Here is a 25,805-nt window from a genome sequence, read left to right as displayed (position 1 = left end):
CTTACGATGCGGACACGCGGTCCGTCGTCACAGGATCGCCCTGCCATGCCGCCGTTGCGGCAGACAGGATATAGACCGTCGCCGGTTTGAGCCCGTGCGGATCGTCAAGCTGGTGGCAGTTCTCCGCGCCGGCCGCCGCAACGGCCTTCGCAGCGGAGCTGTCGGGATCGTCCAGGTCGCCGAAGTAGCGCGCGCCGCAGCAGCAGTTGTGCACGCACGCCGGCACCCAGTTCTCCTCTTCGTGTCGCTGGAAGCACAACGTGCACTTCTCCACCACGTTCGTGTTCGGATTGAGCGTGCGCACGTTGTACGGGCAGCCCTTCAGGCACGATTCGCAGCCGATGCACTCCTCGGCGTTGACCAGCACCACGCCCGTGGCTTCATCGCGGTACGATGCGCCCGTCGGGCACACTTCGATGCAGCCGGGGTTCTCGCACTGCTGGCATTGCAGGGGAATCCAGTACTGCTCGATGTCCGGGAAGGTGCCCGTGGGTCCCACGGCGTGCACGCGGTTGTAGCACACGCCCAAATCGACGTTGTTCTCAAGCTTGCAGGCCGCAACGCAGCCGTCGCATCCGCTGCAGCGGTCGAGATCGATAACCAGGCAGTTTCTCATCAGAACACATCCTTCGTCTGAGCTTCGGACAGCATTTCCTCAGTCGGCAGGAACGGCGCGAACTCCTCGGGCTCCACCCATACGTTCGCGGGTTTCTGGGACTTCTCGATCTTCACCGTGAAACCGCGGTTCGTGTAGGAGCCGTACACTTCGTTGAACGGGGCGTCGTTCTTCGTGAGCACGTTCACGTTGCACTCGCGCCAGCCGGCCGTCGGATTCGTCTGGGACTCGTCGTAGCACTCCGGGTTCCAGAAGCGCTCCATCCACACGGTTTTCGGATGCACGCCCTCGGTGAGGTAGGCGCGCGCGTGCACCTCGCCGCGGCGGCTGGTCACCTTCACCCAATCCATATGTTCGATGCCCAGCTCCTTGGCGCTCGCCGGATTGATGCGGATCTCGGCCGTGGGGAACAGCTCGCGCGACAGCGCGGCGTGGCGCATGGTGCCATGGTGGAAGTACGGCACGCGGCCCGACGTGAGCACGAAGGGGTATTCCTCGTCGGACAGCGGGCTCTCCGCCGGCTCGATGTACGAGCAGATGGGGCTGTAGTCCTCGCAGGGCTCCTGCGGCTCCGGATAGCAGAACGGATATCCCGTGCGCGCCAGCTTGAGCAGGATCTGGCAGTACACCTCGATCTTGCGGGACTCGGTGCCGAAGCCGGCAGGCAGGCCATCGTCCACCACGGTTTCATGTTGGCCGTAATGGAAGTACTCGCTGGCCGGCGTGACGTAGGGCACGTACTTGTCGGCGTCCTTCACCAGCTCGTCCCAGCTGGGCGCGTGCAGCGTCTCGGCGACGGAGGCCTTGACCTCCTCCTCGGTGGCGCTGCCCAGGTATCCGGGCTTGAGACCGGGCAGCTCGCCGCCCATCTTCTCCGCGCATTTCGCCACCACCTGCGCGGCTGGGATGGAGTGCGACACCGTCTCGCCGATGTGCACGCACTCGTTCTGCAGCCACTGGGTGTTGAGCTGGGTCATGTTCACCATGGGCTCTTCCAGCCACTCGCGCACGGGGAACACGAGGTCGGCGGCCTCGATGTGGAAGGAGGTGAGCATCGGGTACTGGCCGATGATGTAGTCGACCTCGGGGAACACGTCGTACCACGACTTCGCGTTGCCCAGCATGGCCAGCTTGTTGCCCGACATGTCGAACCACACGCGCGGCTTGTACGGCTCGCCGGTGGCGATGGCCTCGCGCACCGTGGGGATATGGCTGTGGCACCATGCGTACAGACCCTTGTGGTCTTTCATGCCAAGTCGATCGACGAGCAACTGGTTCGCCAGCTTCTGCTGCGGGTTCTCCTCCCCCAGCTTCTTGGCGCGCGCCTCGTTCTCGGCATCGCTCATGCCGATGACCGCGCCGATGCCGTACATGTCCGAGAACATGCCGTCGAAGCCGTTGTTGTACGTGACCGGGCGCTTCGTCGGCGGCGCGCCGGCGGCGCCGTACTGCGTCATCGTGCAGCCGGGCTTGTTGACGTAGCCCATGATGGAGTCCAGGCCCATGCAGCCCAGCGGCACCTGCGAGGCGGACTCGGTCATATCCGACGCCACGCCGTTGGCGATGCCGGCCACGGAGGCCTCGGCGTAGATCTTGATGGCTTTTTCGATCTTGCCGGCATCGAGCCAGCAGTTCTCGGCGGTGTGCTCGAGCGTCCAGGGATCGGCTTCTTCCTTGTAGATCTGGCCGGCGGTCTTGTACGTCTTCCCTTCGAAGTCGCCCGTCCAGAAGATCTCGGGGTCCACTGCGGCGTCGGCGGGCGCGGAGAACTCGAAGGGCGCCACCGCGTTCGTCTTGAGGTCGTAGCAGACGTAGGCCGGGGTGTTCTCGGGCGTGGTCTGCTGGAAGTCGGGGAACAGCTCCTGCGCCTTCACCGGCAGCTTCGTCTCGGGGTCGATAAGGAAGGGCAGGTTCGTCCAGTACTTCGTGAACTGCTCGTCGTAGAGCTTGTTCTCGAAGATGTAGCGGAACCAGCACAGGAGCAGGCCCGTGTCGGTGGCCGGGCGCACCGGCAGCCACACATCGGCCTTCACCGCGTCGGGCGAGAAGTTGGGATCGACCACGATGGTCTTCACGCCCTTGGCGCGCAGCTCGGCCATGCCGCGACCCGATTCTGCCGTCTGGCTGACGGAAGGCTGGGCGCCCCACAGCACCACGACCTCGGCCTTGTTGTCGGGGTCGGGACGGAATATCTCCTGCACGGCGTTGTCGGCGATGGACTGGTCGTTGCCGCCGTAGAACAGTTTCGACATGCTCCAGCGCGGCAGATAGCACTGGGCGCAGCCGGGCTCGAACACGGTGGGCGACCCGAACGCCATGGGCAGGGTCATGGCCTCCATGAACGAGTAGGCCCCGCCGCCGCCCACGCTGGCGAAGAAGGAATAGGGGCCGTATTTGTCGATGGCGTCGCAGATATGCGTGGCCGCTTCCTCGACGGCCTCGTCCCAGCTGATGACCTCCCATTTGTTCTCGCCGCGCTCGCCGGCACGCCGAAGCGGATGCAGCACGCGGCGGGGGCTGTACATGGTGTGCAGCTGGTTGAGGCCCTTGATGCACAGGCTTCCGCGACTTACCGGCGCGTCGGGGTCGCCTTCCAGCTTTACGACGACGCCGTCCTTCAGATACGCGATAGCCGGGCACATCTGGATGCAGCCGTGGCAGGACGTCTTCATCCTCACGAGACCCTCGTCGGCGCCGCCGCCGGACGGAGCCTGCTCCTGCGGAGCCTCCTGCATACAGCCGGCCATCGAAGCGCCGAACGCCGCCGTCGCGCCCACCAGAGCGGACGCCTTGACGAAGCTTCGACGTGTCAACGTGGTTTCAGCCATGTTCTCCAACCTTTCTCCTTATGATGGTTCTACTCGCTTGCCTTCAGATCCCGTAGAAACGCGTCCCCCTCCTCCGTCAGACACCAACCTTCTTTCCAGACCAAAGCGCCCGAGCGCTCCAGCTTGTCCACGAACACGCTGGGCTGCATGCGCCGCCGCTCGCCGTCGATGACGGTTTCCAGCGCGGGGCGCCCGCGCAGCAGTTCCGCGATGTCGTTGTAGGCGCGCGGACGAGCTCGGACGAACTCCAGCAGCTCGATATACACGTCAGCGCGTTCCGGCGCGAGCTGCAGCAACTCCACGAGGCGCGCCCGAGGGCGATGCTGCTCGACGAAGCGCACTCCCGCTTCGGTGGTGCGAAACGCTACGGAACGCACGAGGTCGTCGACGGCGTCCTCGTCGAGCCCCTCCTTGTCCTGTTCCATGACAATGGCGCCGCGCTCGTCTCGCTCGATCCTATCCAGCCCGCCGGCGCGCACGAGATGCTCGGCCAGGCGGTACTGGTTCTGGGTAGCGGTTTCGAATTCGGGCCAGGATGCTGCTTCGCGCTCAAGGTCGTCCAACGCGCGCTCCTCGGCGCAGTACGCGAGCATGCGATAGAGCACCTCGCGGTTGAGCGGATGGCGGCATACCGCGTCCTCGATTGCGGCCAGCCGATCCTCGACGGCTTTCGCGTCGACGACGGTTTCATCTTGCATGGCAGTCATGCGCCTCCCCCTTCGCTGCATTCCTCCGTTGGGCTAACTTTAGGCAGCGAACGATGGCGAAACTATCTGCATTCTGGATGAAATGTGGAGGAATTATGGCGAAAATTCTCACGCAAAATGCGTGAGTGAGGGAATTTCAGCTGAGAAAACAGGGGGTCGGCGAGCGATTCGCCGTTGTGGGCGCAAAACGGCACCCATGGCAATTTGCGCGTGCCGTGCGGGTGCGACGTCGACCAAAGCCCCTGATGGCGAATTTTTCGATATACGATTTCCTAGTGGATAGCCTCAAGAAAACGTCATGGGTGCCGTTTTGCGCCCACGGCAGCGGAGTCGCTGCGGCGGGGCGACTCCGGTAGGCTTACCTCCAGCGCACTTGCACGAGGTCGTCGAAGGTCGTCGGCAGCGCGGCGAGATCGAACGTCGCCAGCAGCTCTTCGGGCGTTGCGGGGTCGCATGTGGGCGCAAGGCCGGTGATGCCGGCGATATGGCCGATGACGGCTTCGGGCGTCTTGAAGCGCGCGAGCAGCGCATCGAGGGCGGCGTCGCGGTCGCGCTTCGACAGGCGCCGGTCGCGCTCGGCCACGAGCAGCGGTATGTGCGCGTAGGCGGGATGCGGCAGACCGAGCAGCTCCTGCAGGTAGAGCTGCTGGGGCGTGGAGCACAGGAGGTCCACGCCGCGCACCACCGAGGTGACGCCCTGAGCCGCGTCGTCCACCACCACGGCCAGCTGGTAGGCGAACGCGCCGTCCGAGCGCTGCACGAGGAAGTCTCCGCAGTCGGCGGCGAGGTTCTGCGCGTAGGATCCCTGCACCTGATCGACGAAGGCGACCTCCCGATCGGGCACGATGAGGCGTTGCGCGGGCATGCGCTGCTGCGCGCGGACGGCGCGCTCCCCGTCGCTCAGATGCCGGCAGGTCCCCGGGTACACCGGCTTCTCGCCGCGATGCGGCGCCGATGCCGCATGCAGGTCGGCGCGCGTGCAGAAGCAGGGGTACACAAGGCCGCGTTCGCGCAGCTCATCGTACGCGGCCCGGTAGGCCTCCGTGCGGTCGTGCTGGAAGTACGGCCCTTCGTCCCAAGTCAGCCCCAGCGCTTCGAAGTCGCGCTGCACGGCATCGATGTAGACGGGCTTCGAGCGCTCGGCATCGAGGTCCTCGATGCGCAGCACGATGCGGCCACCTTGCGACTTGGCCACGAGCCATGCCGTCAACGCCGCGAACACGTTCCCCGCATGCATCCGCCCCGTCGGCGAAGGAGCGAACCGCCCCACCACGGGAGCGGACGACGAGGCGGCTTCCACGCGGAACCCTCTACTTTCTCAAATCTTCGACGTGCTTGGTTTTGCCGGTGCTGCGCTCGATGCCGCCGGGCTCGACGAGCTTCGCCTTCACACCCACCAGCAGCACGCCCTTGAGCTTGTCTTCGATGGAGCGGCGCAAATTCTCCATGTCCTCGTACGAGTCCGAGAACGCCTCGGGCTTGAGCTCCACGTGCACGGTCATGCGGTCGAGGCCGCCTGCGCTCTCCACGACGATGCGGTAATGCGGCGTGACGCCGTCGATGCCGGCCAGCACGTCCTCCACCTGCGAGGGGAACACGTTCGTGCCGCGGATGATGAGCATGTCGTCCGAGCGGGCGCGCACCTTCTGCATGCGGGCCGTGGTGCGGCCGCACGCGCACGGCTCCGTGACCACGCGGGTCAGATCGTGCGTGCGGTAGCGCAGCACGGGGATGGCCTGCTTGCCCAGCGGCGTGAGCACGAGCTCGCCCATCTCGCCGTCGGGGACCGGATCGCCCGTCTCGGGGTCGACGACCTCCCAGAGGAAGTGGTCCTCGGCGAGGTGCTGCATGTCGCGCGAGGCCAGGCACTCGCCCGACACGCCCGGCCCCATGACTTCGGTCAGGCCGTAGTTGTCGGTGCACACGATGTGCATGCGATCCTCGATCTCGGCCTTGAGGCCCGGCGGGCACGGCTCGCCGCCGAACAGGCCCACGCGCAGCGGGGACTTCGCCCAATCGTAGCCCATCTTCTCCCCCACCTCGCACACGTGCAGCGCGTAGGACGGCGTGGCCACCAGCACGGTGGTGCCGTAGTCCTCGATCATGGCGATGTGGCGCTCGGTGTTGCCGGAGCCGGCGGGGATCATCATGCAGCCCAGCTTCTGCAGCCCGTAGTGCAGGCCGAAGCCGCCGGTGAACATGCCGTAACCGAAGGCCATCTGCGCCCGATCGCCCGGCACGACGCCCGCCATCTGCACGAGCCGCATGATGCAGTCGGCCCACATGGCCATATCGCTTTCGTTATAGCCCACCACGATGGGCTTTCCCGTGGTGCCTGACGACGAGTGCAGTTCCACCACTTCGTCCAGCGGCACGGCGAACAGGCCGTACGGGAAAGTGTCGCGCAGCACGGACTTGTCCGTGAACGGCAGCATGCGCACGTCCTCGAGCGTCTTGATGTCGGAGGGGGTCACGCCCGAATCGTCCATGCGTGCACGGTACCAGGGCACGCGCTCGTACGTCCAGCGAACCTGCGCGACGAGCTTCTCCAGCTGGATGGCGCGGATGCGCTCGCGCGAGGCGCATTCGACAGCCGGATTGTGGATGGGCAGGCTTGAGAAATCGCCTGCCGCGACGGCGGCCAAAGCCGCTCCTTTCACGGTGATGTCGGTCACGCGGATCACCGGCTTTCCGGCGCGACGGGGCGGGCGAGGTCGTCCTGCCCGATGAGCTCGACGGGCTGAGCCGCCAACAGCTTCTCGGCGCGCGCGATGTCCTTGACGGACAGCGCGATGTAGGTGGAGATGAGCGAATAGCTGTACGTCACGTTGATGCCGCAGTCGGCCATGATGCCCATGACGCGCGCCAGCTCGCCAGGCACGTCGTCGAGACGCGCGCACAGGACGTCGGTCTGCGTGGCCGCCGCGCCCATATCCTGCAGCACGGCGAGCGCCTTGTCGGGCGCATCCACGATGAAGCGCACGATGCCGTAGTCCCCCGTGTCGGAGGCGCTGTAACCGCGCACGCTGACATGCGCGTCCTCGAACGCATCGAGCACGCGGCGCAAGTGCCCGGGGCGGCTTTCCAAGAATACGCTGATCTGTTGAACGCTCACGCCTTAAGCCCCTTCCCCGCCCGCAGCCTCGCGAGCGAACGCGAGGCCCGCGCGAAACGCTGCCAAGTTGGCATCGACGGTCTTGGGAGGCACGCGGCGCGCGACGACGCGCTCCCATGCCTTTTGCGAGAAGTCGAGGCGGGTCGCCAACGCCCCGAGCAGCACCACGTTCACCGACTTCGGCGCGCCCACGCCGACGGCGATGTCTCCGGCCGGGATGAGCGTGGCGCCCGCAGCGGCCAGCGTCTCGCGCGCATGCTCGGGCATGGAAGCGCGCCCGATGAGCACGGGAAGCGGCTGGATGGACTCGTCGGCAACGAGAAGGTAGCCGCCCTCGCGCACGTTGGGAAGGTTGCGCAACGCCTCGGTGGTCTCGAAGGAGACGACGCAATCGGCGCATCCCGGGTCGGACACCATGGACTGCACGCCCGCGCGCCCGAAGCGCACGACCGTGGTCACCGCGCCGCCGCGCTGCGACATGCCGTGGATCTCGGACACCTTCGCGTCGTAACCGGATTCCAGCGCCGCATGGGCCAGGAGGTCGGCCGCCAGGATGGTGCCCTGGCCGCCCACGCCGCACAGAAGGACGGTGACAGTATCGTTCGAGGTCATCATGCGACGCCTCCTTTCTCCCCAGCGGGTTGCGCGATGGCGTTCCAAGCGCAGTACTGGGCGCACTGGCCGCATCCGATGCACTGGGCGGCATCGATGAGCGCGTGGTCGTTCGCCGGATCCTTCGCGATGGCCGGACAGCCTAAAGTCGAGCACACGCCGCATGCCGTGCAGGCGTCGGTCACCGCGTAGGCGGGCTCGCGATGCCGGTCGATCAGCACGCAGGGGCTGCGGAACACGAGCACGGAAAGCTCCTCCGAGGCCACGGCCTCCTTGAGCGCGCGGCGAACGGCTTTGGCGTCGTTCGGGTCGACGGTGCGCACGTCCTCGACGCCGATGGCGCGCACGACGCTCTCAAGGTCGAGCTCGCGCGAGAGGCGGCCTTGCAGCGTCTCGCCGTTGAAGGGGTTTCCCTGGCGACCCGTCATGGCCGTGGTGCGGTTGTCCAGCACGCAGACGGTTCCGCGTCCTTGGTTGTACACGGTGGAGATCAGCGCCGACAGGCCCGAGTGCGCGAACGTCGAGTCGCCGATGACGCCCACGACGGGACGGTGGTCGGTGCCCGCCCAAGCCAGCTCGAAGCCATGCGACATGGAAACCGACGCGCCCATGTCGATGGTGGTGTCCATGGCGGACAGCGGCGGCAGCGCGCCCAAAGTGTAGCAGCCGATGTCGCCGGTGACGACGGCCTTCATGCGGGAAAGCTCCTTGAACACGAGACGGTGCGGGCACCCGGCGCACAACGCCGGCGGGCGGCCCGGAAGGCCGGCGGGCAACGGCTCGTGAGCAGGCTCCTCGAAGCCGAACGCCGCTCTGATGAGGCCGGGGGTCAGTTCGCCGTCGCGCGGCAGCGGGCTCTCGAACGCGGCAACCTCGATGCCCAGCGCCCGCACGCCCTCGTCCAGGTACTCGGAAGCCTCCTCCACCACGTAGAGCGCGTCCACGCTCTCGGCGAAGTCGCGCAGCGCCTGCTGCGGAAGCGGCCAGGTGAGGCCCAGCTTGAACACGGACGCGTCGGGCAGCGCTTCCACGACGTGCTGGTAGACGGCGCCGGCGCACACCACGCCCACGGCGCTCCCCTTGCGCACGACCTCGTTGTAGGGGCACTCCTCGGCCCAGGCGCGCAGCGCGTCGATGCGCGCCAGCTGCACCTTGCGGCGGGGCTTGGCGAACGCGGGCATCATGACCCACTTCGCCGGATCGCTTTCGTAGGGCTTGAGCGCGATCTCGGTGCGCTCGCCGGGCTCCACCGGCGTTTTCGTGTGCGACACGCGCACTGTGGAACGGATGAAGACGGGCACGTCGAAGCGCTCGGACACGTCGTACGCCTCGCGCGTGAAGCGCAAAGCCTCGGCGGAATCGGCAGGGTCGAGCATGGGGATGTGGGCTGCGCGTGCGTACCAGTGGGAATCCTGTTCGTTTTGGGACGAGTACATGCCCGGATCATCGGCAGCCAGCACCACGAGCCCGCCGCCCACGCCCGCGTATGCCGCAGTGAACAACGGGTCGGCCGCCACGTTCACGCCGACGTGCTTCATCGTGGACAGCACGCGCGCGCCGGCGACCGACGCCCCGATGCCCACCTCGACGGCCACCTTCTCGTTGACGCACCATTCGGCGTACACGCCGTCCTTCTTCGCGAACGCCTCGAGCGTCTCCGTCGACGGCGTGCCGGGATAGGCCACGCCGATGCGCGCGCCGGCCTCCCATGCCCCCTGGGCTATTGCCTCGTTGCCTGACATCAATTCCATGAGCGAACCCTTCCGTGTGATAAACCCACTGGGGAATTATACGGCAACGCGCACCGCCCGCCCCGGTCAAACGTCCAAAACCGAGCCGAACGGCGCGCGTTTTGCGCATGTTGCCATCCTGGGTGCAGTGCGAAGCGCGCCTGTCGACACGCGAGATCGCGTCTACTCCTCCTTGTAGACCAGGCAGAAGGCGCCGATCTGGATGACGTCTCCCGAGACGAGCCGGCGCGTTTCCACGCTTTCGTTGTTCACCCATACGCCGTTGAACGAGTTGGCGTCGCGGATGACGTAGCCGCCGTCCGCAGGCTCGACCGAAGCGTGCTCGCGCGACACGGTCATATCGTTGAGGAACAGGTCGCACTGCGGGCTGCGCCCGATGGTGAGCGCCTGATCGCCCAGTTGGTAGGTGACCCCGGTCTGCGGGCCGCGCACCACGTGGAGGGCGGCAGCGGCCTGGGGGGCGGCCGCGACGGGCAGTGCATCGTCGCCGAACGACACCGGCTCGAAACGCTGGGTGGATCCGAGCAGCTTGAACCCGCAATGCGGGCAGACCGGAGCCTGCGAATCGATGGGGTTGTTGCAAACAGGGCACATGCTCATGGCGTATCCTCTCTTCAGTCCGGCGCTACGCTGCGGACGCGGTCTTGTCGATGACGAGCGGCGTCTCGTTGAGCGTGATGGAACGCGCCACTTCCTGGCCTCCGGAGAAGCTGCGGAACAGGCGGTCCCACCACACGCCCACGCCCTCGAAGAAGTCGGGCGCGTCGACGTCCTCGCATGCCACGAGGTCCATCGTGGCGATGACGGTGTTGCGCTGCTTGAAGGTGATCGTGCCCACCTTGTCGCCTTCCTTCACGTTGCCCGCCAGCTCGTCGAACTCGAGCGACTGGCTCACGTTGCCGTTCAAGTCGAAGATGGTGACGGCTGCCGCAGGGTCGCGCAGCGTCGCCTTCACCGTCTTGTCGATCCAGCCGGAATGGGCCACCTCAGCCACCACCGGCACCTCGGTGCCGTTCATCGTGGCGGTTTCGGGGCTGTTCGCAAGCTGGTAGGATATCTCGTGCTGGTACACCCATTCGCAGAGGCTCTCGGCGTCTTTGAAACGCTGCGCCTCGGAGGACGAGTTGATGACGATGGCGTACAGCTCGCGGCCGTCCTTGTTGGCGGCGCCCGCGAACGACGGGCCGGCGAGCAGGGTGACGCCGGTCTTCACGCCTATGGCGTACTCGTAGATGTCGAAGAACCCGTCGGTGGTCTCAAGGTAGATGTCGGCCTTCGCGCCGTCGGCGCGCGTCACCTGGATGGTGGTGCTCCCGCCGCCCACAGCCGCGCGAAACGTGTCGTTGGTCATGGCGTACTGCACCACTTTCGCCACGTCGGCCGCCGTGCTGTGCAAATCGCCCGCGTAGGCGTCGAAATCAAGCCCGTGCGGGTTGTCGTACACCGTGTCGGTGCAGCCCAGCTCCTGAGCCTTGGCGTTCATGGCGTTCACGAACACGGCTTCCGGATCGGACGTGCCCGGCTCCATGAGAGCACCGATCGTCTCGGCGATGGCCACGGCGGCATCGTTGCCCGAAGGCACGAGCAGCGCCTTGAGCGCCGCATCGAGATTCATGACGTCGCCCTCTTGCAAGCCCGCCGACGACTCGCCTACCGCGGCGGCGGCGGCGGAAACCGTGACGGGCGAATCGAGCGACAGGAGCCCGTCCTTCACGGCATCGAGGGCAACCACGCCGGTCATGATCTTCGTGATGGACGCGATCTGCGTGGGGCTTTGGGCGTTGCGTTCGAAGTACACGGTGCCGTCGGCCCCCATGACCATGGCGTACTCGGCGTCGATGCTGGGGCACTGCGCCACGGCCAGGCCGCGTGCATCGACCGTTTGGCCGTATACGACGTCTGCTTTGCGCACGTCGGCGAAGGCGGGTGCCGTCCAAGCGGCGCCCGAAAGCGCCAGCGCGCAGGCGAGCGCGCATGCTAGAAGGCGCGCTCGCCCGACGGATGCGATATGCTCGAAGAAGTTAGTCAATGCGGTAGATGTCCTCCGGTCGCACCGGCTCGAAACCGGCATCGGTCAGCTTCTGCTCCAGGTCGTCCGAACCGTCGGCCTTGAGCACGTCGACGGCGTAGTCCTCGTTCACCGAGAAGCAGTAGCCGTACTCGACGTTGGCGTCCTGCTCGTCCATGAACTCGAGGAGCTTCGCCAGGCCGCCCGGCACGTTGGGAACGCGCACGGCCAGCACCGGGGTGACGGTGGCGCGGTAGCCCTGCTCGCGCAGCGCTTCGGCTGCGGCCTCGGGCGTGTCGGTCAGCATGCGCACCACGCCGAAGTCCGACGTGTCCGCCAGGTTCAGCGCGTGCATGTTGATGCCCGCGTCGGACACGGCGCGGCAGGCGGCCGCGAGGCGGCCCTTCTCGTTCTCGAGGAAAACGGTCAGCTGCGAAATCATGCCTTCTTCCCTTCTCTCAGGTCGATGATGCGCTTCGCCTTGCCCTCGCTGCGCTCGATGGTCTTCGGCTCCACGATCTTGATGTCCACGGCGATCTGCAGGTTGCTCTTGAGCTCGGCGGCCAAGCGGCGTTTGAGGTCCTGGAGCTTGCGGATCTCGTCGAACGGGAATTCGGGCACCGTCTCCACGTCCAGCTCGACGTGGTCGAGCGGGCCCTTCGAGGTGAGGATGATCTGGTACTGCGCCGCGATCTCCGGGAAGCTGACGATGACCTGCTCGATCTGGGACGGGAACACGTTCACGCCGCGCAGGATGAGCATGTCGTCGGTGCGCCCCACGATGCGGTCGATCTTGCGGTGGGTGCGTCCGCACGCGCACTCCTCGGGGATGATGCGCGTGACGTCGCGGGTGCGGTAGCGCACGAGCGGGCAGCACTCGCGCGTGAGCGTGGTGAACACGAGCTCGCCGTACTCGCCGTCGGGCAGGGGCTTGAGCGTATCGGGATCCACGATCTCGGCGTAGAAATGATCCTCCGCCACATGCAGGCCGTGCGACTCCGCGCACTCCATGGCCACGCCCGGGCCCATGACTTCGGACAGACCGTACACGTCGCAGTACTGGATGCCCAGCTTCTTGCGGATGTCCTCGCGCATGCTTTCGGAGGCGGGCTCAGCGCCGAAGATGCCGGCCGAGATCTTGAAGTCGACCGCCGGGTCGTATCCCATCTCGATGGCGGTGTCGGCGATGAGCAGCGCATAGGAGGGCGTGCAAGCGAGAATATCGGTGCCCAGGTCCTTCATCATCTGGATCTGGCGCTTCGTGTTTCCCGAGGAGGTGGGGATGACCGTGCAGCCCGCGGCCTCGCCGCCGTAGTGCGCGCCCAAGCCGCCCGTGAACAGGCCGTAGCCGTAAGACACCTGGATGGTGGAGTCCTCGTTGCCGTTCACCATATGGATGCCGCGCGCGAAGCAGTCGCCCCAGTTCTTGAGGTCGTTCGCGGTATGCCCCACTACGGTGGCCTGGCCCGTCGTGCCCGACGACGCGTGGATGCGCGCCACGTCCTTCTGCGGCACGGCGAACAGCCCGAACGGGTAGGCGTCGCGCATGTCCTGTTTCACGACGAACGGGAACTTCGGCAGGTCCTCGAGGGTCTTGAGGTCGCCCGGCTCGACGCCGGCCTCCTTGAACGATCGCTGGTAGAACGCCACGTTGTCATAGGAGTGCTGCACGGTCTTCTTCATGCGCTCCAGCTGCAGGTCGCGCAGCTGCTCTACGGGCATGGTCTCGATGTCTGGCTGATAGTACACCTTGGATGCTCACCTCTCAATTGCTCGTGACGTTGGATGAAGAACCCTCCGTCGCAGCGTCGCTTTTTCCGTCGCCCGCGACTTTGGGACCCTCGACGACGACCTCCGTTACCGGATCGTACACGGAGCTGAACGGATCTTCGTGCAGAACCTCGCCGGATTCGTCCTTGACCGTACGGATAATGGTGATGGTGCGCCCATCGGTTCCGCGCGTCTTGACGTAGCTCGCGTTCGGCGCGAGCGTATCGTCGATCGTCGTCCTCGTCTCGTACTTCCGGCCTTCGCCCCAGTCGCCCGTCGTCGTGGACACCTTGTATCCGGGGTCGACTCCGTATAGTGTAGCCGTTACGGACCCGTCCACACAAGAAAGACGCACCAAAACATCGCTAGCGGAATCGTTTTGCCATACGAAGTCAAGATCGGGCCAGCTGACCGCCGCATCGCGCCCCGTGGGGTAGCTGGCGATGTAAAGCGAGTGGTTGTGCCTCGTGAGCACGGGGAATCCTGCATCGTACACGGCGTTGAACACGGTGGTGGCCACCTGGCAGATGCCCCCGCCGATGGCGTCGTCGTACTCGCCGTCCACGATGGCGCCCGCGCCCTTGAAGCCGCGCTCCTCGGTGCTGCAATCCCCCGCCGTCCCGTTGAACGACCAGCTGTCGCCGGGCTTCGCCACGGAGTCGCTGAGGTACTGGGACACGAGCGCGATGTTGTGGTTGCGCGCCTCGGTGCCGGGGCCTGTGGCGTACTCGGTGGTGTAGGAGGCGATGGCGCCGATCACCCCGAGATCCATCGCCTCGTCGAACGGCATCGCCTCAGGTGCGGGACCGGAGCCGATGGCCACTTCGACCGGCGCGCCCGCTCCCACGCCGGTACGCGCTTTGCCGTCATCGCCGAACAGCGCGGCATCCAACAGCCCCGTAGCTTCCGCGACTAGCGGAATGGCGCCCTCGCCATCGGTGCGGACGATCACATCGTCGTCTGCGACCTCGAACGACACGTGCACGGGATCCCCTTTGCCCACCTCGGCGACATGCGCCAGCAGCGCAGGCTTCGCCTTGGCGGCGTCGACGAACGCCGCGAGAGACGACCCGTCGATGCGCGTGGACACCCAGCTGCCGACGTCCGAAGCCGACGCGCTCCAAGCGGCGCCTTCGTACGTGAACCGCGCCCCGTCGGCAATGGCCGCGTTCACAGCGTCGCATGCATCCTGCGCGGCGGACTCGTCGATGCGCAAAGGCGCATGCTCGGCTCGGGCGACGAACGACCTGCTACCGTCCTCCTGACCGAGCAGCAGCTCGTCGAGCGTCCGCCTGAGCTCGTCGCGATTCACCATGAAGCCGTCATGGCCTTCGGTGACCGAAGCCGTGCCGTCCTCCACGACGATCCCGTAGTCGACGCGCGGGTCGCCGATGGCCGCGTCGATGTCGGAAGCCAGCGACTCCACCGCCGTCTCCGCATACGCGGCGCGAGGCTTCAGCTCGCGGCCCGTCGCCAACGCAGCGAGACGCGCCAGGATGCCGCCGTCCTCGCGACCCACGGCGAGCGCCTCGGCGGCCAGCTCATCGGAAGGAACGCGCGCCTCGAGCGAGGCCGCGTCGGCCGTCCAAGCAAGCTTGTTGGCGCGCGCCTCCTCCAACGCCAGCTGCTCGGCAAGCGCCGCGTCCTGCGCGGCGGCCGTCTCGTCGGCGATGCGCGCCTCCGCTTCGTCGTTCGCGTAGATGGTCACGCTGCCTTGGGCCAGGCGCGCGCCGTAGACCTCGTCGATGAGGGCGGCCAGCTCGTCGGCCATCTTTCCGGCGGCGTCGATCTGCCCCACCCGCACGCCGGGGTAAGCTTTGTTCGCGTTTACGGCGAAGTCCGCAACGCCGAAGACGAGCAGCGCCGCGCACACGAAGACCACGGCGAGCGCGATGCGGCTGCGCGCCACGAGAGCCGCGAGCGCGCGGAACAACGTCGCAAGCCCCTTGCCGACCAGGGCGAGCAAGGACAGCAGCACGCCGCCGACTGCGCCGAGCGCTCGGCGCGCGGCTCCTCCTGCGAGATTCGAGCGTGGCGCCTCCTTCGTCCAGACGGCGGGCGTGTTGTAGGAACGGGAACCGCGCGGCCGTTGCGCGGAAGAACGAGTCTGCCGCGACCCCTTGCCCGCGTTCGGCCCGCCGCGGCGGGACGGCGTCGTCGGAGCGCGCCGCGGCGCGGAGGCGGCGGGACGCTGGGGGGCGCGCTCGCGCATCTCGCGCGCAGAAGGCGCTCGGCGAGCAGGATCGGGTCGTCCGGTGCGGCTCGCGTTCGCTTTTCTGGGCGTCCGAACGGCCATGCGCTACCGCGTGCTCTCCGCCTGCGCATCCTTGACAGCACGCAGCTTCCGCAGTGCCGCAGCGATGTAATACGCGGTAGTGACCAGCCCCAGCGCAAGTCCGGCATATACGAACCAGATGCCCCACGAACAGGGCAGCCCGTTCAAACCCGGCAACCAAACCGCGTCCACGAGACCGAGTCCCGGTACGAGCGGCCAGTTCAGCAGCAGGCCGGCGAAGCCGACGAACAAGAGCGTCGTGGCCACCTTGCCCGGAAAGATGACGGCCACGCGCACGCGAAAGCGCTTGAGCAGCACCGCGCCGCCCACGAGCAGCAGCAGATCGCGCACGAGCACCACGAGGATGATCCACAGCGGCAGACGTCCCACGAGGAACAGGCCGCACACGCCCGAGATCATGAGGATGCGGTCGACCGCCGGATCGAGCAGCTGGCCCAGGCGGGACACGGCATTCGTCCGGCGGGCGATCTGCCCGTCGATCCAGTCGGTGCCCGCTGCCAGCGCGTACAGCAGCGTAGCCGCGACGTTGAAACCGTTGAGAAGCAGCACGAGGAATACGGGCACGAGGCACAGCCTGACGAACGAGATGATGTTCGGCACGGTGAAGATGCGGTCGCTCACCTGGTCGGCTGCGCAGCCCTCATCCTTCTGTCCCATACGAGCATCCTTCCCTTCCGCGCCGTCTCTCGACGCAAAAACCGGGCCATGCGCTCGGGCCCGGTAGAACGTGTTCCGATTTGCACCATTCTAGCAGGTTTCCCCAGAACCCCGTCCTTGTTCACGTCTTCAACGGGATTTCCATTCGCCCGCGCACCTCGCGCGACGACGGCCAGAGAGTTCCCCTCTGGCGCGTTCGTTTGGTTCATGCACGCTTTTGTCAAGCGAAAGGGATCCATATGCCCGCACCTGGTTGACAAAAGCGTGCATGAGGAACTGCATCCCCGGGGCCGGAAACGAAAGAAGACCCGGGAACCGTCAGGGTTCCCGGGTCTTCGCAGTTCCGACGGAACTCGTCTTACGCCGTTTTCTTGGTCTCCGGAACCTCGAAGGAGTCGACGTGCTTGCTCGTCGCCGGCGGCGTGTACGTGGGCTCCATGGTCAGGCAGTCCTTCGGGCATTCGCGCACGCAGCTGCCGCACTGCACGCAGCGGAAGCGGTCGATGGTCCAGGTGCGCGCCGGCTTGTCCACTACGATTGCGGCGCAGGGGCAGCGCTTCTGGCAGATGCCGCACAGGATGCATCGGTCAACGTCGTTCACCACATGGCCCTTGAGACCCGCGGGAGGGGTTTTCGTCTCGACGGGGTACATGAGCGTCTCGGGCTTCTTGAACAGGCCCCCGAGGGTCATTTTTCCCAGCTTGAAGCTTCCCATGGTCCTCCTACCTTTCCGTGCAGCTGATGCAGGGGTCGATGGTGAGCACGATCATGTTGACGTCGGCCAGGTCGCACCCGGCGAGCGCCGTGGCCATGCCGGCCAGGTTCTGCGACGTCGGCGTGCGCATGCGCATGCGGTCGAGGAACTTCGACCCGTTGCCGCGCGCATAGTAGTAGCATTCGCCGCGAGGCTGCTCCACCACGTTGGCGGCCTCGGCACCGGCCGCAGGGGAGCCCTTCACGTCGACGGCGATGTCGCCGGCGGGGATCTTGGCGATCATCTCCTCGATGATATCGATGGACTGCAGCACCTCGAGCGCGCGCACCTTCACGCGAGCGTAGCAGTCGCCTTGGCCGTCGAGGATGGGCTGGAAGTCGGACAGGAAGCCGTAGCCGCCGTTGCCCAGCATGCGCGCGTCGTAGTTCACGTTGGAGGCGCGCGCGAACGGACCCACCATGCTCTGGGCCAGCGCATCCTCATGGCTGATATAGCCCACGCCAACGGTGCGGTTCTTCACCGAGCTGTCTTTGAGGAACGCGTTGCACAGCTGGCGGTATTCGTCCTTGATGCCCTCCAGCACGCGCTTCATCTCGGCGAACTGCGCGTCATCGATGTCGCGGACCACGCCGCCCACCTTGACGACCGAGAAAATGACGCGCCCGCCGGTGGTCTTCTCGAAGATGTCCAGCACGCGCTCGCGCAAACGCCAGCAGTGCATGAACAGGCTCTCGAAACCGAATGCGTCGGCCGCGAGTCCCATCCACAGCACGTGGGAGTGGATACGCGAAAGCTCGTGCCAGATGACGCGCAGGTACTCGGCGCGCTCGGGGATCTCGACGCCCATGAGCTTCTCGACGGTCTCGGCGTAGCCCATGGAATGCCCGAACGCGCAGATGCCGCAGATACGCTCGGCCACGTAGATGAACTGGTTGTAATCGCGCGTCTCCACGAGCTTCTCGAGGCCGCGGTGGATGAAGCCGATCTGCGGAACCGCCTCGATGACGGTCTCGTCCTCCACCACGAGATCGAGGTGCAAAGGCTCGGGCAGCACCGGATGTTGGGGGCCGAACGGGATGACGGTCGCCTTTCCCATGCTACTCACCTTCCTTTTCTGTTTCCGTCTTCGCCGCTTCGCGCGCGGCCTTGGCTTCCAAAGCGGCCTTCACTTTGGCTGCTTTCTCAGGGTCGAGGTTCGCGATCTTCTCATCGGCGGCCGCCTGCTTCGCCGCAGCCTCCTTCTTGGCCTTCGCGGCGATGGCCGCCTTGACGCGGGCGACCTTCTCGGGATCCACGCCGGCCAGGCGCGCGTCCAGGTCATCGGAGCCCGAAGGCTTGATGACGTCGCCTGTCGGCTTGGACTTCGCCTCGGGATGGCTCGCCACGTACGAGGCCTCCGCGGCCTTCGCAGCGCGCTCCTTGGCGGCTTTCGCCTCGGCCACCTTCCTCGCCTTCTCGCGAGCCGCCTTCTGCTCCGGCGAGATGATGGTCATGGGCTCTTTCTGCGCGAGCGCGTAGAAGTTGCCGCCGAAGTCGATGGCGATGCCCTCGATGTCCACGCCGAACAGATCGTGCGCCTCGTTCTCGAACACGAACGCCGCCAGGAACTGATCGGTGACGCTGGGTACGGTCGTGCCCTTCTTCACGCCTTTGATCTCATGGTTCGTCAGCACGCCGTCCTTCATGAACGAGTACACGAGATCGATGCCTTCCTCGGTGTTCACGCACAGCATCTGCACGAAGCGCGCGCCTTCCGCCTTCTTTTCCGCTGCAAGCGCCGGCAGGCCCTCGATGGTGAGCGGGATGAATTCCGATTGCAGGGTCACGTTTCTCACGCCCCTTTCTTTTGCGCCTGCAGGGCTTTCGATTTTTCTTCCAGGATACCGAGTCCCTGCACGACCGCATCGATGATGGCTTCGGGACGCACGGCGCAGCCAGGCGCGTACACGTCCACGGGGATGGCCTGGTCGACGCCGCCGATCACGTTGTAGCAGTCGTGGAAGATGCCGGCCGAGCATGCGCAGATGCCGCACGCGATGACCACCTTCGGCTCGACCATCTGGTTGTAGATCTCCTGGACCACGCCGATGTTCTGCTCGTTCACGCTGCCCGTGACGAGGAAGATGTCGGCGTGCTTGGGATTGCCCGTGTTGATGATGCCGAAGCGCTCCACATCGAACCCGGGGCACAGCGCGGCCAGCACTTCGATGTCGCAGCCGTTGCAGCTGGAACCGTCGTAGTGGATGACCCACGGTGATTTGGTTGCATACGTCATAGGTGCAGCTCCTTTACAGGTAGGCCAAGAACGCGATGTTCACGCCGCCCGCGACGAGGGCCACGCCCCACGCCGATGCCAGCAGGGCCTGCCACTTCACGCGAGCGAAGTTGTTGTCGATCCAGATCTCAAGGAAGTACACGAGCACCACTACCACGAGCGCCAGCACGATGGACAGCGGGTTGCCCCAAAGGAAGAACAGCGCGGTCCAGCCGAGGAACAGCACGTTCTCGCACCAGTGCATGATCTCCACCTTCGCCAGCGTCTTGCCGCTCATCTCGGTGGTGATGCCCTTGACGATCTCCTGATGCGCATGATGCGAGTACGACAGGTCGAACGGCGACTTGCGCAGCTTGATGGTGAGCACGAACAAAAAGCCCAGGAATACGAGCCAGATATTGGTCACTAGGGGCGCGTCGAGGAAGAACACGCCTGCGGAGTTGAAGGTTCCGGCCGCCATGTAGAACGCCACGGCCATGAACAGCACCATGGGCTCGTACGCCATGACCTGCAGCGTCTCGCGGTTCGCGCCGATCTCGGCGTACGGCGAGCGCGTGGAGTACGCGGCCACGATGAAGAACAGGCCCGACAGCGTGATCACGAACACGCTCATCAGCAGGTTGCCGCCGGAGAAGAAGATGCCGCCGGCGATGAGGGTGAACACGAGGGCGCACGTGATGTAGGTGCCCTCGGTGGAGTTCACCGACACGTTATCCTTCTCGATGAGCTTGCGGACATCGTAGTACGGCTGCAACAGCGGGGGTCCCACGCGACCCTGCATACGAGCCGAGATCTTGCGGTCGAGGCCAGCGAGTAGGCATCCCAGAACCGGCGCGACGATGGCGAAGACGAGGGTGCCGATAAGAGCGAAGAGCATTGTCATGTCAGATCACACCCTTTCCTAGAACAATCCCGGAACGCCCACGGCCGCCGCCGCGAATGCGATCACGATGATGACGGTGCAGCACGCGGTGCCGAACGGCGACAAGCGCTTCTCGCCGAAGATGCCCTCGAGGTACCAGTTGCGCGCCGATGCGGTGGATTCGCCCGACAGCGAGTTGGAGAACGTGCGCTCGGCGTTGTCGCGGCTCACGCCTGCCAGGTAGATGTCGACCTTCTTGGCCTTCGAGCGGCCGAGTCCGGCGAACAGGACCACGGCGATGAACGCCGACAGGATGGAGGCGATCCACAGGTTGGACGACGAGATGTCCTGGCCCACGGTGCCGAACACGCTGTAGATGTACGGTTCCACCACAGCCCACGAGATGATGGGCAGTCCAATGCAGCACAGGATGACGAGCACGGCCATGACCATGATGGCCACCCACTCGCTGGAATGCACCTTGGCCTCGACGTTCTCGGGACGAGCGGCGATGCCGGAAAGCTTGCCCAGCCACTTCGCCCAGAACATGAACGTGGCCGCGGAGCCGAACGCCAGAAGCACGATGAGCGCCACCTGACCGGTATCCGCGAAGGAGACGAGCGTGGCCCACTTGGCCAGCAGCATGCCGAACGGGGCGATGAACATGCACAGGATACCCAGCATCATGAAGCGGGCTAGACGCGGCATGCGCTCGAACAACAGGTCCATGTCCTCGATGTCGCGGCTGCCGATATGGTGCTCGGCGGTGCCGACGCACAGGAACAGCAGCGACTTCGCGATAGCGTGGAACAGCACGAGGAAGGCCGCGGCCCAGACCGCCTCGGGCGTGCCAACGCCCGCACAGGCCACGATCAAGCCGAGGTTCGCGATGGTGGAGTACGCCAGCACGCGCTTGGCGTTCGACTGCGAGATGGCCATGAACGAGCAGAACAAGAACGTGAGGCCGCCAACGAGGATGACCATGACGGACGGAACGGGACACGCCATCATGATGGGCGCCAGCTTGATGAGCAAGAAGACGCCCGCCTTCACCATGGTCGAAGAGTGCAGCAGCGCGGACGTGGGAGTGGGCGCCACCATGGCGCCGAGGAGCCACGTGTGGAACGGCATCTGCGCAGCCTTGGTGAGGCCGGCGAACGCGAGCGCCGTGACCGGCAGCACGACCATGCCGGGGTTGGCGATGCCGATCTGCAGGAACTCGAGGAACGACAGCGTGTTGAACTGGATGGCCATGACGTACAAGGCCGCCAGGAAGGCGATGCCGCCCAGCAGGTTCATGATAATCTGGCGGAAGGCGTTCTTGATGGCCTCCTCGGTACGGGTGAAGCCGATGAGGAGGAAGGAGCACACCGTGGTGATCTCCCAGCCGGTGAACAGCCACAGCATGTTGTTCGAGAACACGATGAGGAACATGGCCGCCAGAAAGACGAACATGAGGGCGAAGAACGTCGGCCGGCGGTCCTTCGCGCCTTCCGGCTCGTGCGCCTGGAAGTCTTCCATGTAACCGAGAGCGTACACGCAGATGCCGGAGCCGATGACGCCGATGATAAACGCCATGAGCAGCGACAGCGAGTCGAGGTACAGCCCTTCGGTCACGAGGACGTCGTGGGCGAAACCGAACTCGAACACAAGCGAGCCGACCACCTGGACGGCTGCGAGCACGCAAGCCCACAAGTTCTTGTACTTAATGCCGAAGTACAAGATGGCGGCAGCGATGAGCACGCTGACGGCCATGCAGACGTAGTCGACCACCGGGGAGTAGAAATCATACGTTATCCACGGAGCTCCCAGATAGGACACGACGAGCCACACCGACGCTAACCCGATGACGAGCGCGGAGGCTCCCACAATCACGTTTCTCGCTCGGTTGTTGCGCACGACAAGCAGAACGCCGGCAACAACCAGCGGGAAAAGGATTAAAAACCCGAGCATAGCCACGTAGCTTCCCCCTTTACCTTTACCGATTGCACTTGAACAATAAAAGCGAGCGATATCGCCCGCCAGGCCACTCTACCAGAGAAAAGTAAACGGTCGGATGACATGGCCCCTCCGGAGGCGATTGCTCGGTAAAAGGGAGCCAACGGCGAACACGGATTCGATCAGCGGCGAGACGTTGAAGGCAAACGGTTTCGCATTGACGAGCCGCTTCTTCTCCGTTACCCGACCGTTATTTCATTGTGCACGCACACAAAACACGAGGGAACGGCTCGAGCCGCTAGGCTCGATGGAGGCCATTCGAGCCCTCCCCCGCTTCCGCAGCGCGCAGGCGCCGCCATTCGAAGGCGAGAAAACCGCTTACGATGAGCGTGGATGTTATATCGGATATCGAGGGCGCCAGCCACACGCTCTCAAGCGCCGTGATGGGCAGCACCTGCGGCAGAACGAGCGGGCAGAACACGAGCAGCGGAATAAGGAACAGGATCTGGCGCGTGAGCGTGAGCACGGTCGCTTTCGCCGCCTGGCCTGTGGCGTCGAAGTAGTTCGAGCCGATGGTCTGAATAGGCAGGATGGGAATGAACATGAGGTACAGCACAAGCGCCCAAGCCGTTTCCTTCATATATATCTCGGGCAAGCCGAACAAGTGCGCGTACAGGTCGGGTGCGAGGACGACCGTTGCCCACAAAGGCGTCGTGATGGCGATACCCAGCACTATGGCCTGCACGAGCACGAGCTTCATGCGGCCGTAAGCGCGAGCGCCGTAGTTGTAGCCCACGATAGGTTGCGCCCCCATGGCGATGCCCATGGCCGGCATGAACGTGAACAGGCCCACGGCCGACAGCACGCGCATCACCGCAAGCGCTCCGTCCACGCCGAGCGCATCGGCGGCACCGTACAGCACCAACAGGTTGTTCTCTATCATAGACGACACGGCGAAGCCCAGTTGCGTGACGCACGGAGCGATTCCGAGGGCGCAGACGCGCAGCGCGATGCGCGGGTCGAGCGACAGCGACGGACGGCGCAAAGGCATGGGTGAGCCCTTCTTGAGGAAGAACTGCATCACGAACAGAGCCGACAGCGCCCATGAGCACACGGTGGCCAGCCCGGCGCCGCGCATGCCGCCGTCGAGCACGATGATGAACAGGTAGCCCAGCACCACGTTCGCGCCCGTTCCGACGAGCATGGAGCCCAGCGCTCGGTTGGGGTGCCCTGCCGTGCGGATGAAGTTGTTCATGCCGAACGCGATGAACTGCAGCGGGCAGCCTGCCACGATCACCGTCATGAAGTCGAGCGCGAGCGGCAGCACGGAGCCGTCGGCGCCCGAGTAGCGAAGGATGGGCTCGAGCGCGAAGATGGCGATGCCCCACAGCACCGCCGTGGCGATCAGCAGCAGCACGAAGCTGTTGCCCATCACGCGTTCCGCCACGCCCTTCTTGCGCTCGCCCAGCTTGATCGCCGCCAGCGCGTTGCCGCCCACGCCCACGAGCATGGCCACGGCCACCATGGCCGTCATCATGGGATTCGCGACCGTGGTGGCGGCCAGGCCGTCGGCGCCTACCGCATGTCCCACGTATACCGCATCGATGACGTTGTACAGCATCTGCACGAGCATGCCCGCCACCGCCGGGATGGAGAACTCCAGAAGCAGCTTGAAGGTGCTCTCAGTGCCCAAACGGTCGATCTTCCGATCGCTTCTCGACTTCGGTGCGATCTCGGCGACGACGCCCTCGCCGTCCACAGCCTCTTCGGTTCCGTGCATGATTCTTCGCTCCATACGTGCGCGAGCATGCGGCCCGCCGCTCGGCGCCGCGCGAAGCGGGCCGTCGGATGGGCCGCATGCTCGATGGTTTCCCGGGTTGTCCCGGCAGACGGGCTTGCGGCGGAGCAGCCTGCGAGGGGCTCGACGCCTGGCAAGGATCGGGTCATCCCGATCCTTGCCAGTATACGCAAGCCGCCTGCCGAGAACAACCAGCAGATCAGGCGGCGCCGTAGACGAGGACTTGGGCGACCAGCAGGATGCCGCCGAAGATGAGCACGAACAGCACCATAGGCCACACGAACTTGAGCCACTTGGAGTACTTCATGTCCAGCATCGTGAGCGTGGCCAGCACGAGGCCGGTGGGCGCGAGGTACAGCATGGCGTATTGGCCCCACTGGTAGGCGCACACCACCACCGAGCGCGGGATGCCCACGGTGTCGGCCAGCGGCGCCATGATGGGCATGGACAGCACGGCCAAACCCGACGACGACGGCACCACGAAGCCCAGCAGGAAGAAGATCAGCATCATGACCAGGATGAAGACAGGTCCGGTCATGCCTTGCACGAGCCCCGACGACCAGAACAGCAGCGTGTCGGAGATGAGCCCCTGCTCCATGATCAGGTTGATGCCGCGCGCGAGCCCGATAATGAGCGACACGCCCACCAGGCTTGACGCTCCGTGGATGAACGCATCCACCACCTTCTTCTCGGCGATGCCCGACAGGAACATGATGATGATCGCGATGGCCAGGAACGAGGCTGCCATCTGTGGGAACCACCAGCCCTGGCTCACGACGCCCCACACCATGATGGGGAACGCCGCCACGAACAGCACGAGGATTGCCTTCTTCTTAAGCGTGAAGCCGGTCGCGCGCGCCTCCTTCGTCTCCCCCGCCTCCACGTTGTACAGTTTGGCGAACTTCTCGCGATCCTCGTAGGTGTAGGAGAACGCCGGGTTCGCCTTGATCTTGCGGCTGTACCAGTACAAATACGCGATGACCACGATGGCGCCCACGACGCATCCCGCGATACGCCATTCGATGCCCTGCGTGAAGTTCACGCCCGCGGCGTTCGAGGCGATGACCACCGAGAACGGATTGATGGTGGAGAACGTCGTGCCCATGGAACCTGCCAGGAAAATAGCGCCGACGCAGATGATGGAATCGTAGCCGAGCGCCAGGAATATAGGCACGAGGATGGGATAGAAGGCGACGGCCTCTTCTTCGAGACCGCACGTGGTTCCGCCGAGGACCATGAGGGCGCTGACGAGGAACACGAGTAGGAACTCATGGCCCTTCGTCTTCTTCGTGAGGGCCATGAGGCCCGACTCGAACGCGCCGCTTGCGTTCACCACGCCGATGAGGCCGCCCAGCACGAGGATGAACACCATGATGTCGGCGGCCTCCACCGTGCCCGACACCATGCTCACCGTGATGTCGGCGATGCCTTTGGGCTGCTGCTCCAGGCGCTCGTACGTGTTGGGAACCGAGATGGGCTTGGACAGCGCGCCCGAGGTGAACTGGTCGATCCCGATGTTCACGCCGATAGCATCGAGCGTCTCCTGCGTGGCGGGCTCTTCGCTCACCGCGCCCTGGGGGCTCGTGATCTGAAGCGTGCCCGCGTCGGCGTTGTACGCGAGCTTCGCGTACTGGCCCGCCGGCACGAACCATGTAGCCGCCACCGCGACGATGGTGAGCGCGAACAGGATGGTGAAGGCGGTGGGGAAGCTGAGCTTCCTCTTCTTCTTAGGCGGGCCTTCCTTGGGCGAGGCGGTGCTGGTGGGCAGTACGGCTTCCGTCGACATGCGCTTGTCCCCTTTCGTCTACCTTCGTCGTTTCGTTCGGCAGGTTCCGGACGTTGTCTTCATCGTGTCGC

Annotated in this window: 22 protein-coding genes; all 22 read right to left on the bottom strand. The window is 65.2% G+C overall.

All coding sequences use genetic code 11. The features are described 5' to 3' along the window. Position 1 precedes the first annotated feature (1 nt). Positions 2–616: a 4Fe-4S dicluster domain-containing protein gene (locus tag GT613_RS12980; protein WP_161172659.1), complete on the bottom strand. Its 615-nt coding sequence runs from the start codon at positions 614–616 to the stop codon at positions 2–4. Continuing rightward, entirely contained in the window at positions 616–3,444 is a 2,829-nt protein-coding gene (locus tag GT613_RS12975; RefSeq protein WP_181872252.1) for a molybdopterin-dependent oxidoreductase, read from the bottom strand. Before GT613_RS12975 ends, GT613_RS12980 begins: the two co-directional genes overlap by 1 nt. 29 nt (positions 3,445–3,473) lie before the next feature. Next, positions 3,474–4,151 (bottom strand): hypothetical protein, encoded by a 678-nt coding sequence (locus GT613_RS12970; protein WP_015760648.1) that lies wholly within the window; start codon positions 4,149–4,151, stop codon positions 3,474–3,476. Positions 4,152–4,509: 358 nt separating this feature from the next. Continuing rightward, positions 4,510–5,451: a tRNA glutamyl-Q(34) synthetase GluQRS gene (gene gluQRS / locus GT613_RS12965; RefSeq protein WP_015760647.1), complete on the bottom strand. Its 942-nt coding sequence runs from the start codon at positions 5,449–5,451 to the stop codon at positions 4,510–4,512. Between the two features lie 10 nt (positions 5,452–5,461). Next, positions 5,462–6,826, bottom strand: coding sequence for a phenylacetate--CoA ligase family protein (locus GT613_RS12960; RefSeq protein ID WP_231566093.1), 1,365 nt, complete (start codon positions 6,824–6,826; stop codon positions 5,462–5,464). Between the two features lie 5 nt (positions 6,827–6,831). Then, positions 6,832–7,266 (bottom strand): amino acid-binding protein, encoded by a 435-nt coding sequence (locus tag GT613_RS12955; RefSeq protein ID WP_009306992.1) that lies wholly within the window; start codon positions 7,264–7,266, stop codon positions 6,832–6,834. 3 nt (positions 7,267–7,269) lie between these two features. Next, positions 7,270–7,881 carry an indolepyruvate oxidoreductase subunit beta gene (locus GT613_RS12950; protein ID WP_015760645.1) on the bottom strand — a complete coding sequence of 204 codons (612 nt, stop codon included), beginning with the start codon at positions 7,879–7,881 and terminating at the stop codon, positions 7,270–7,272. After that, entirely contained in the window at positions 7,878–9,629 is a 1,752-nt protein-coding gene (locus GT613_RS12945) for a thiamine pyrophosphate-dependent enzyme (protein WP_015760644.1), read from the bottom strand. The genes GT613_RS12950 and GT613_RS12945 overlap by 4 nt, the downstream gene beginning before the upstream one ends. A gap of 162 nt (positions 9,630–9,791) precedes the next feature. Further along, positions 9,792–10,229 carry an FHA domain-containing protein gene (locus tag GT613_RS12940; protein WP_009306989.1) on the bottom strand — a complete coding sequence of 146 codons (438 nt, stop codon included), beginning with the start codon at positions 10,227–10,229 and terminating at the stop codon, positions 9,792–9,794. 25 nt (positions 10,230–10,254) lie between these two features. Further along, on the bottom strand, positions 10,255–11,658 hold the full coding sequence (locus tag GT613_RS12935; RefSeq protein ID WP_161172658.1) for a D-alanyl-D-alanine carboxypeptidase family protein: 1,404 nt from the start codon (positions 11,656–11,658) through the stop codon (positions 10,255–10,257). Next, positions 11,651–12,079: an amino acid-binding protein gene (locus GT613_RS12930; protein WP_009306987.1), complete on the bottom strand. Its 429-nt coding sequence runs from the start codon at positions 12,077–12,079 to the stop codon at positions 11,651–11,653. The genes GT613_RS12935 and GT613_RS12930 overlap by 8 nt, the downstream gene beginning before the upstream one ends. Continuing rightward, positions 12,076–13,386, bottom strand: a complete 1,311-nt coding sequence (locus tag GT613_RS12925) for a phenylacetate--CoA ligase family protein (RefSeq protein ID WP_009306986.1) — start codon at positions 13,384–13,386, stop codon at positions 12,076–12,078. Before GT613_RS12925 ends, GT613_RS12930 begins: the two co-directional genes overlap by 4 nt. A 16-nt stretch (positions 13,387–13,402) precedes the next feature. After that, complete coding sequence (locus GT613_RS12920; RefSeq protein ID WP_370516129.1) at positions 13,403–15,385, bottom strand: VanW family protein; 1,983 nt, start codon at positions 15,383–15,385, stop codon at positions 13,403–13,405. Between the two features lie 321 nt (positions 15,386–15,706). Then, positions 15,707–16,360, bottom strand: coding sequence for a CDP-alcohol phosphatidyltransferase family protein (locus GT613_RS12915; protein ID WP_114551430.1), 654 nt, complete (start codon positions 16,358–16,360; stop codon positions 15,707–15,709). A 358-nt stretch (positions 16,361–16,718) separates the two neighbouring features. Further along, positions 16,719–17,075, bottom strand: a complete 357-nt coding sequence (locus tag GT613_RS12910; protein ID WP_009306983.1) for a 4Fe-4S binding protein — start codon at positions 17,073–17,075, stop codon at positions 16,719–16,721. Between the two features lie 7 nt (positions 17,076–17,082). Further along, positions 17,083–18,171: a nickel-dependent hydrogenase large subunit gene (locus GT613_RS12905; protein WP_009306982.1), complete on the bottom strand. Its 1,089-nt coding sequence runs from the start codon at positions 18,169–18,171 to the stop codon at positions 17,083–17,085. 1 nt (position 18,172) lies between these two features. Continuing rightward, entirely contained in the window at positions 18,173–18,910 is a 738-nt protein-coding gene (locus GT613_RS12900; protein ID WP_015760640.1) for an NADH-quinone oxidoreductase subunit C, read from the bottom strand. Beyond that, entirely contained in the window at positions 18,907–19,350 is a 444-nt protein-coding gene (locus GT613_RS12895; RefSeq protein WP_009306980.1) for an NADH-quinone oxidoreductase subunit B family protein, read from the bottom strand. The genes GT613_RS12900 and GT613_RS12895 overlap by 4 nt, the downstream gene beginning before the upstream one ends. 13 nt (positions 19,351–19,363) lie before the next feature. Next, the gene (locus tag GT613_RS12890; RefSeq protein WP_114513121.1) at positions 19,364–20,233 is read right to left on the bottom strand and encodes a complex I subunit 1 family protein; all 870 of its coding nucleotides are present in this window, start codon (positions 20,231–20,233) and stop codon (positions 19,364–19,366) included. A gap of 18 nt (positions 20,234–20,251) precedes the next feature. Next, positions 20,252–22,081: an NADH-quinone oxidoreductase subunit L gene (locus tag GT613_RS12885; protein WP_021410215.1), complete on the bottom strand. Its 1,830-nt coding sequence runs from the start codon at positions 22,079–22,081 to the stop codon at positions 20,252–20,254. Positions 22,082–22,448: 367 nt separating this feature from the next. Next, entirely contained in the window at positions 22,449–23,930 is a 1,482-nt protein-coding gene (locus tag GT613_RS12880) for an MATE family efflux transporter (RefSeq protein ID WP_009306977.1), read from the bottom strand. Between the two features lie 217 nt (positions 23,931–24,147). After that, positions 24,148–25,734, bottom strand: coding sequence for a YfcC family protein (locus tag GT613_RS12875; protein WP_009608693.1), 1,587 nt, complete (start codon positions 25,732–25,734; stop codon positions 24,148–24,150). Positions 25,735–25,805 lie beyond the last annotated feature (71 nt).

Source organism: Eggerthella sp. BIOML-A4, assembly GCF_009875575.1.
GTDB classification, from domain to species: Bacteria; Actinomycetota; Coriobacteriia; order Coriobacteriales; family Eggerthellaceae; genus Eggerthella; species Eggerthella lenta.
The sequence above is the reverse complement of the archived record's forward strand: the minus strand, read 5'-3'. Positions and strand labels throughout refer to the sequence as shown.

What these genes read in the sequence shown, in the direction of transcription:
- GT613_RS12980 (WP_161172659.1), bottom strand. Translation starts at nt 616, where the DNA reads ATGAGAAACTGCCTGGTTATCGATCTCGACCGCTGCAGCGGATGCGAC.
- GT613_RS12975 (WP_181872252.1), bottom strand. Translation starts at nt 3,444, where the DNA reads ATGGCTGAAACCACGTTGACACGTCGAAGCTTCGTCAAGGCGTCCGCT.
- GT613_RS12970 (WP_015760648.1), bottom strand. Translation starts at nt 4,151, where the DNA reads ATGACTGCCATGCAAGATGAAACCGTCGTCGACGCGAAAGCCGTCGAG.
- GT613_RS12950 (WP_015760645.1), bottom strand. Translation starts at nt 7,881, where the DNA reads ATGATGACCTCGAACGATACTGTCACCGTCCTTCTGTGCGGCGTGGGC.
- GT613_RS12945 (WP_015760644.1), bottom strand. Translation starts at nt 9,629, where the DNA reads ATGGAATTGATGTCAGGCAACGAGGCAATAGCCCAGGGGGCATGGGAG.
- GT613_RS12940 (WP_009306989.1), bottom strand. Translation starts at nt 10,229, where the DNA reads ATGAGCATGTGCCCTGTTTGCAACAACCCCATCGATTCGCAGGCTCCG.
- GT613_RS12930 (WP_009306987.1), bottom strand. Translation starts at nt 12,079, where the DNA reads ATGATTTCGCAGCTGACCGTTTTCCTCGAGAACGAGAAGGGCCGCCTC.
- GT613_RS12915 (WP_114551430.1), bottom strand. Translation starts at nt 16,360, where the DNA reads ATGGGACAGAAGGATGAGGGCTGCGCAGCCGACCAGGTGAGCGACCGC.
- GT613_RS12910 (WP_009306983.1), bottom strand. Translation starts at nt 17,075, where the DNA reads ATGGGAAGCTTCAAGCTGGGAAAAATGACCCTCGGGGGCCTGTTCAAG.
- GT613_RS12905 (WP_009306982.1), bottom strand. Translation starts at nt 18,171, where the DNA reads ATGGGAAAGGCGACCGTCATCCCGTTCGGCCCCCAACATCCGGTGCTG.
- GT613_RS12895 (WP_009306980.1), bottom strand. Translation starts at nt 19,350, where the DNA reads ATGACGTATGCAACCAAATCACCGTGGGTCATCCACTACGACGGTTCC.
- GT613_RS12890 (WP_114513121.1), bottom strand. Translation starts at nt 20,233, where the DNA reads ATGACAATGCTCTTCGCTCTTATCGGCACCCTCGTCTTCGCCATCGTC.
- GT613_RS12880 (WP_009306977.1), bottom strand. Translation starts at nt 23,930, where the DNA reads ATGCACGGAACCGAAGAGGCTGTGGACGGCGAGGGCGTCGTCGCCGAG.
- GT613_RS12875 (WP_009608693.1), bottom strand. Translation starts at nt 25,734, where the DNA reads ATGTCGACGGAAGCCGTACTGCCCACCAGCACCGCCTCGCCCAAGGAA.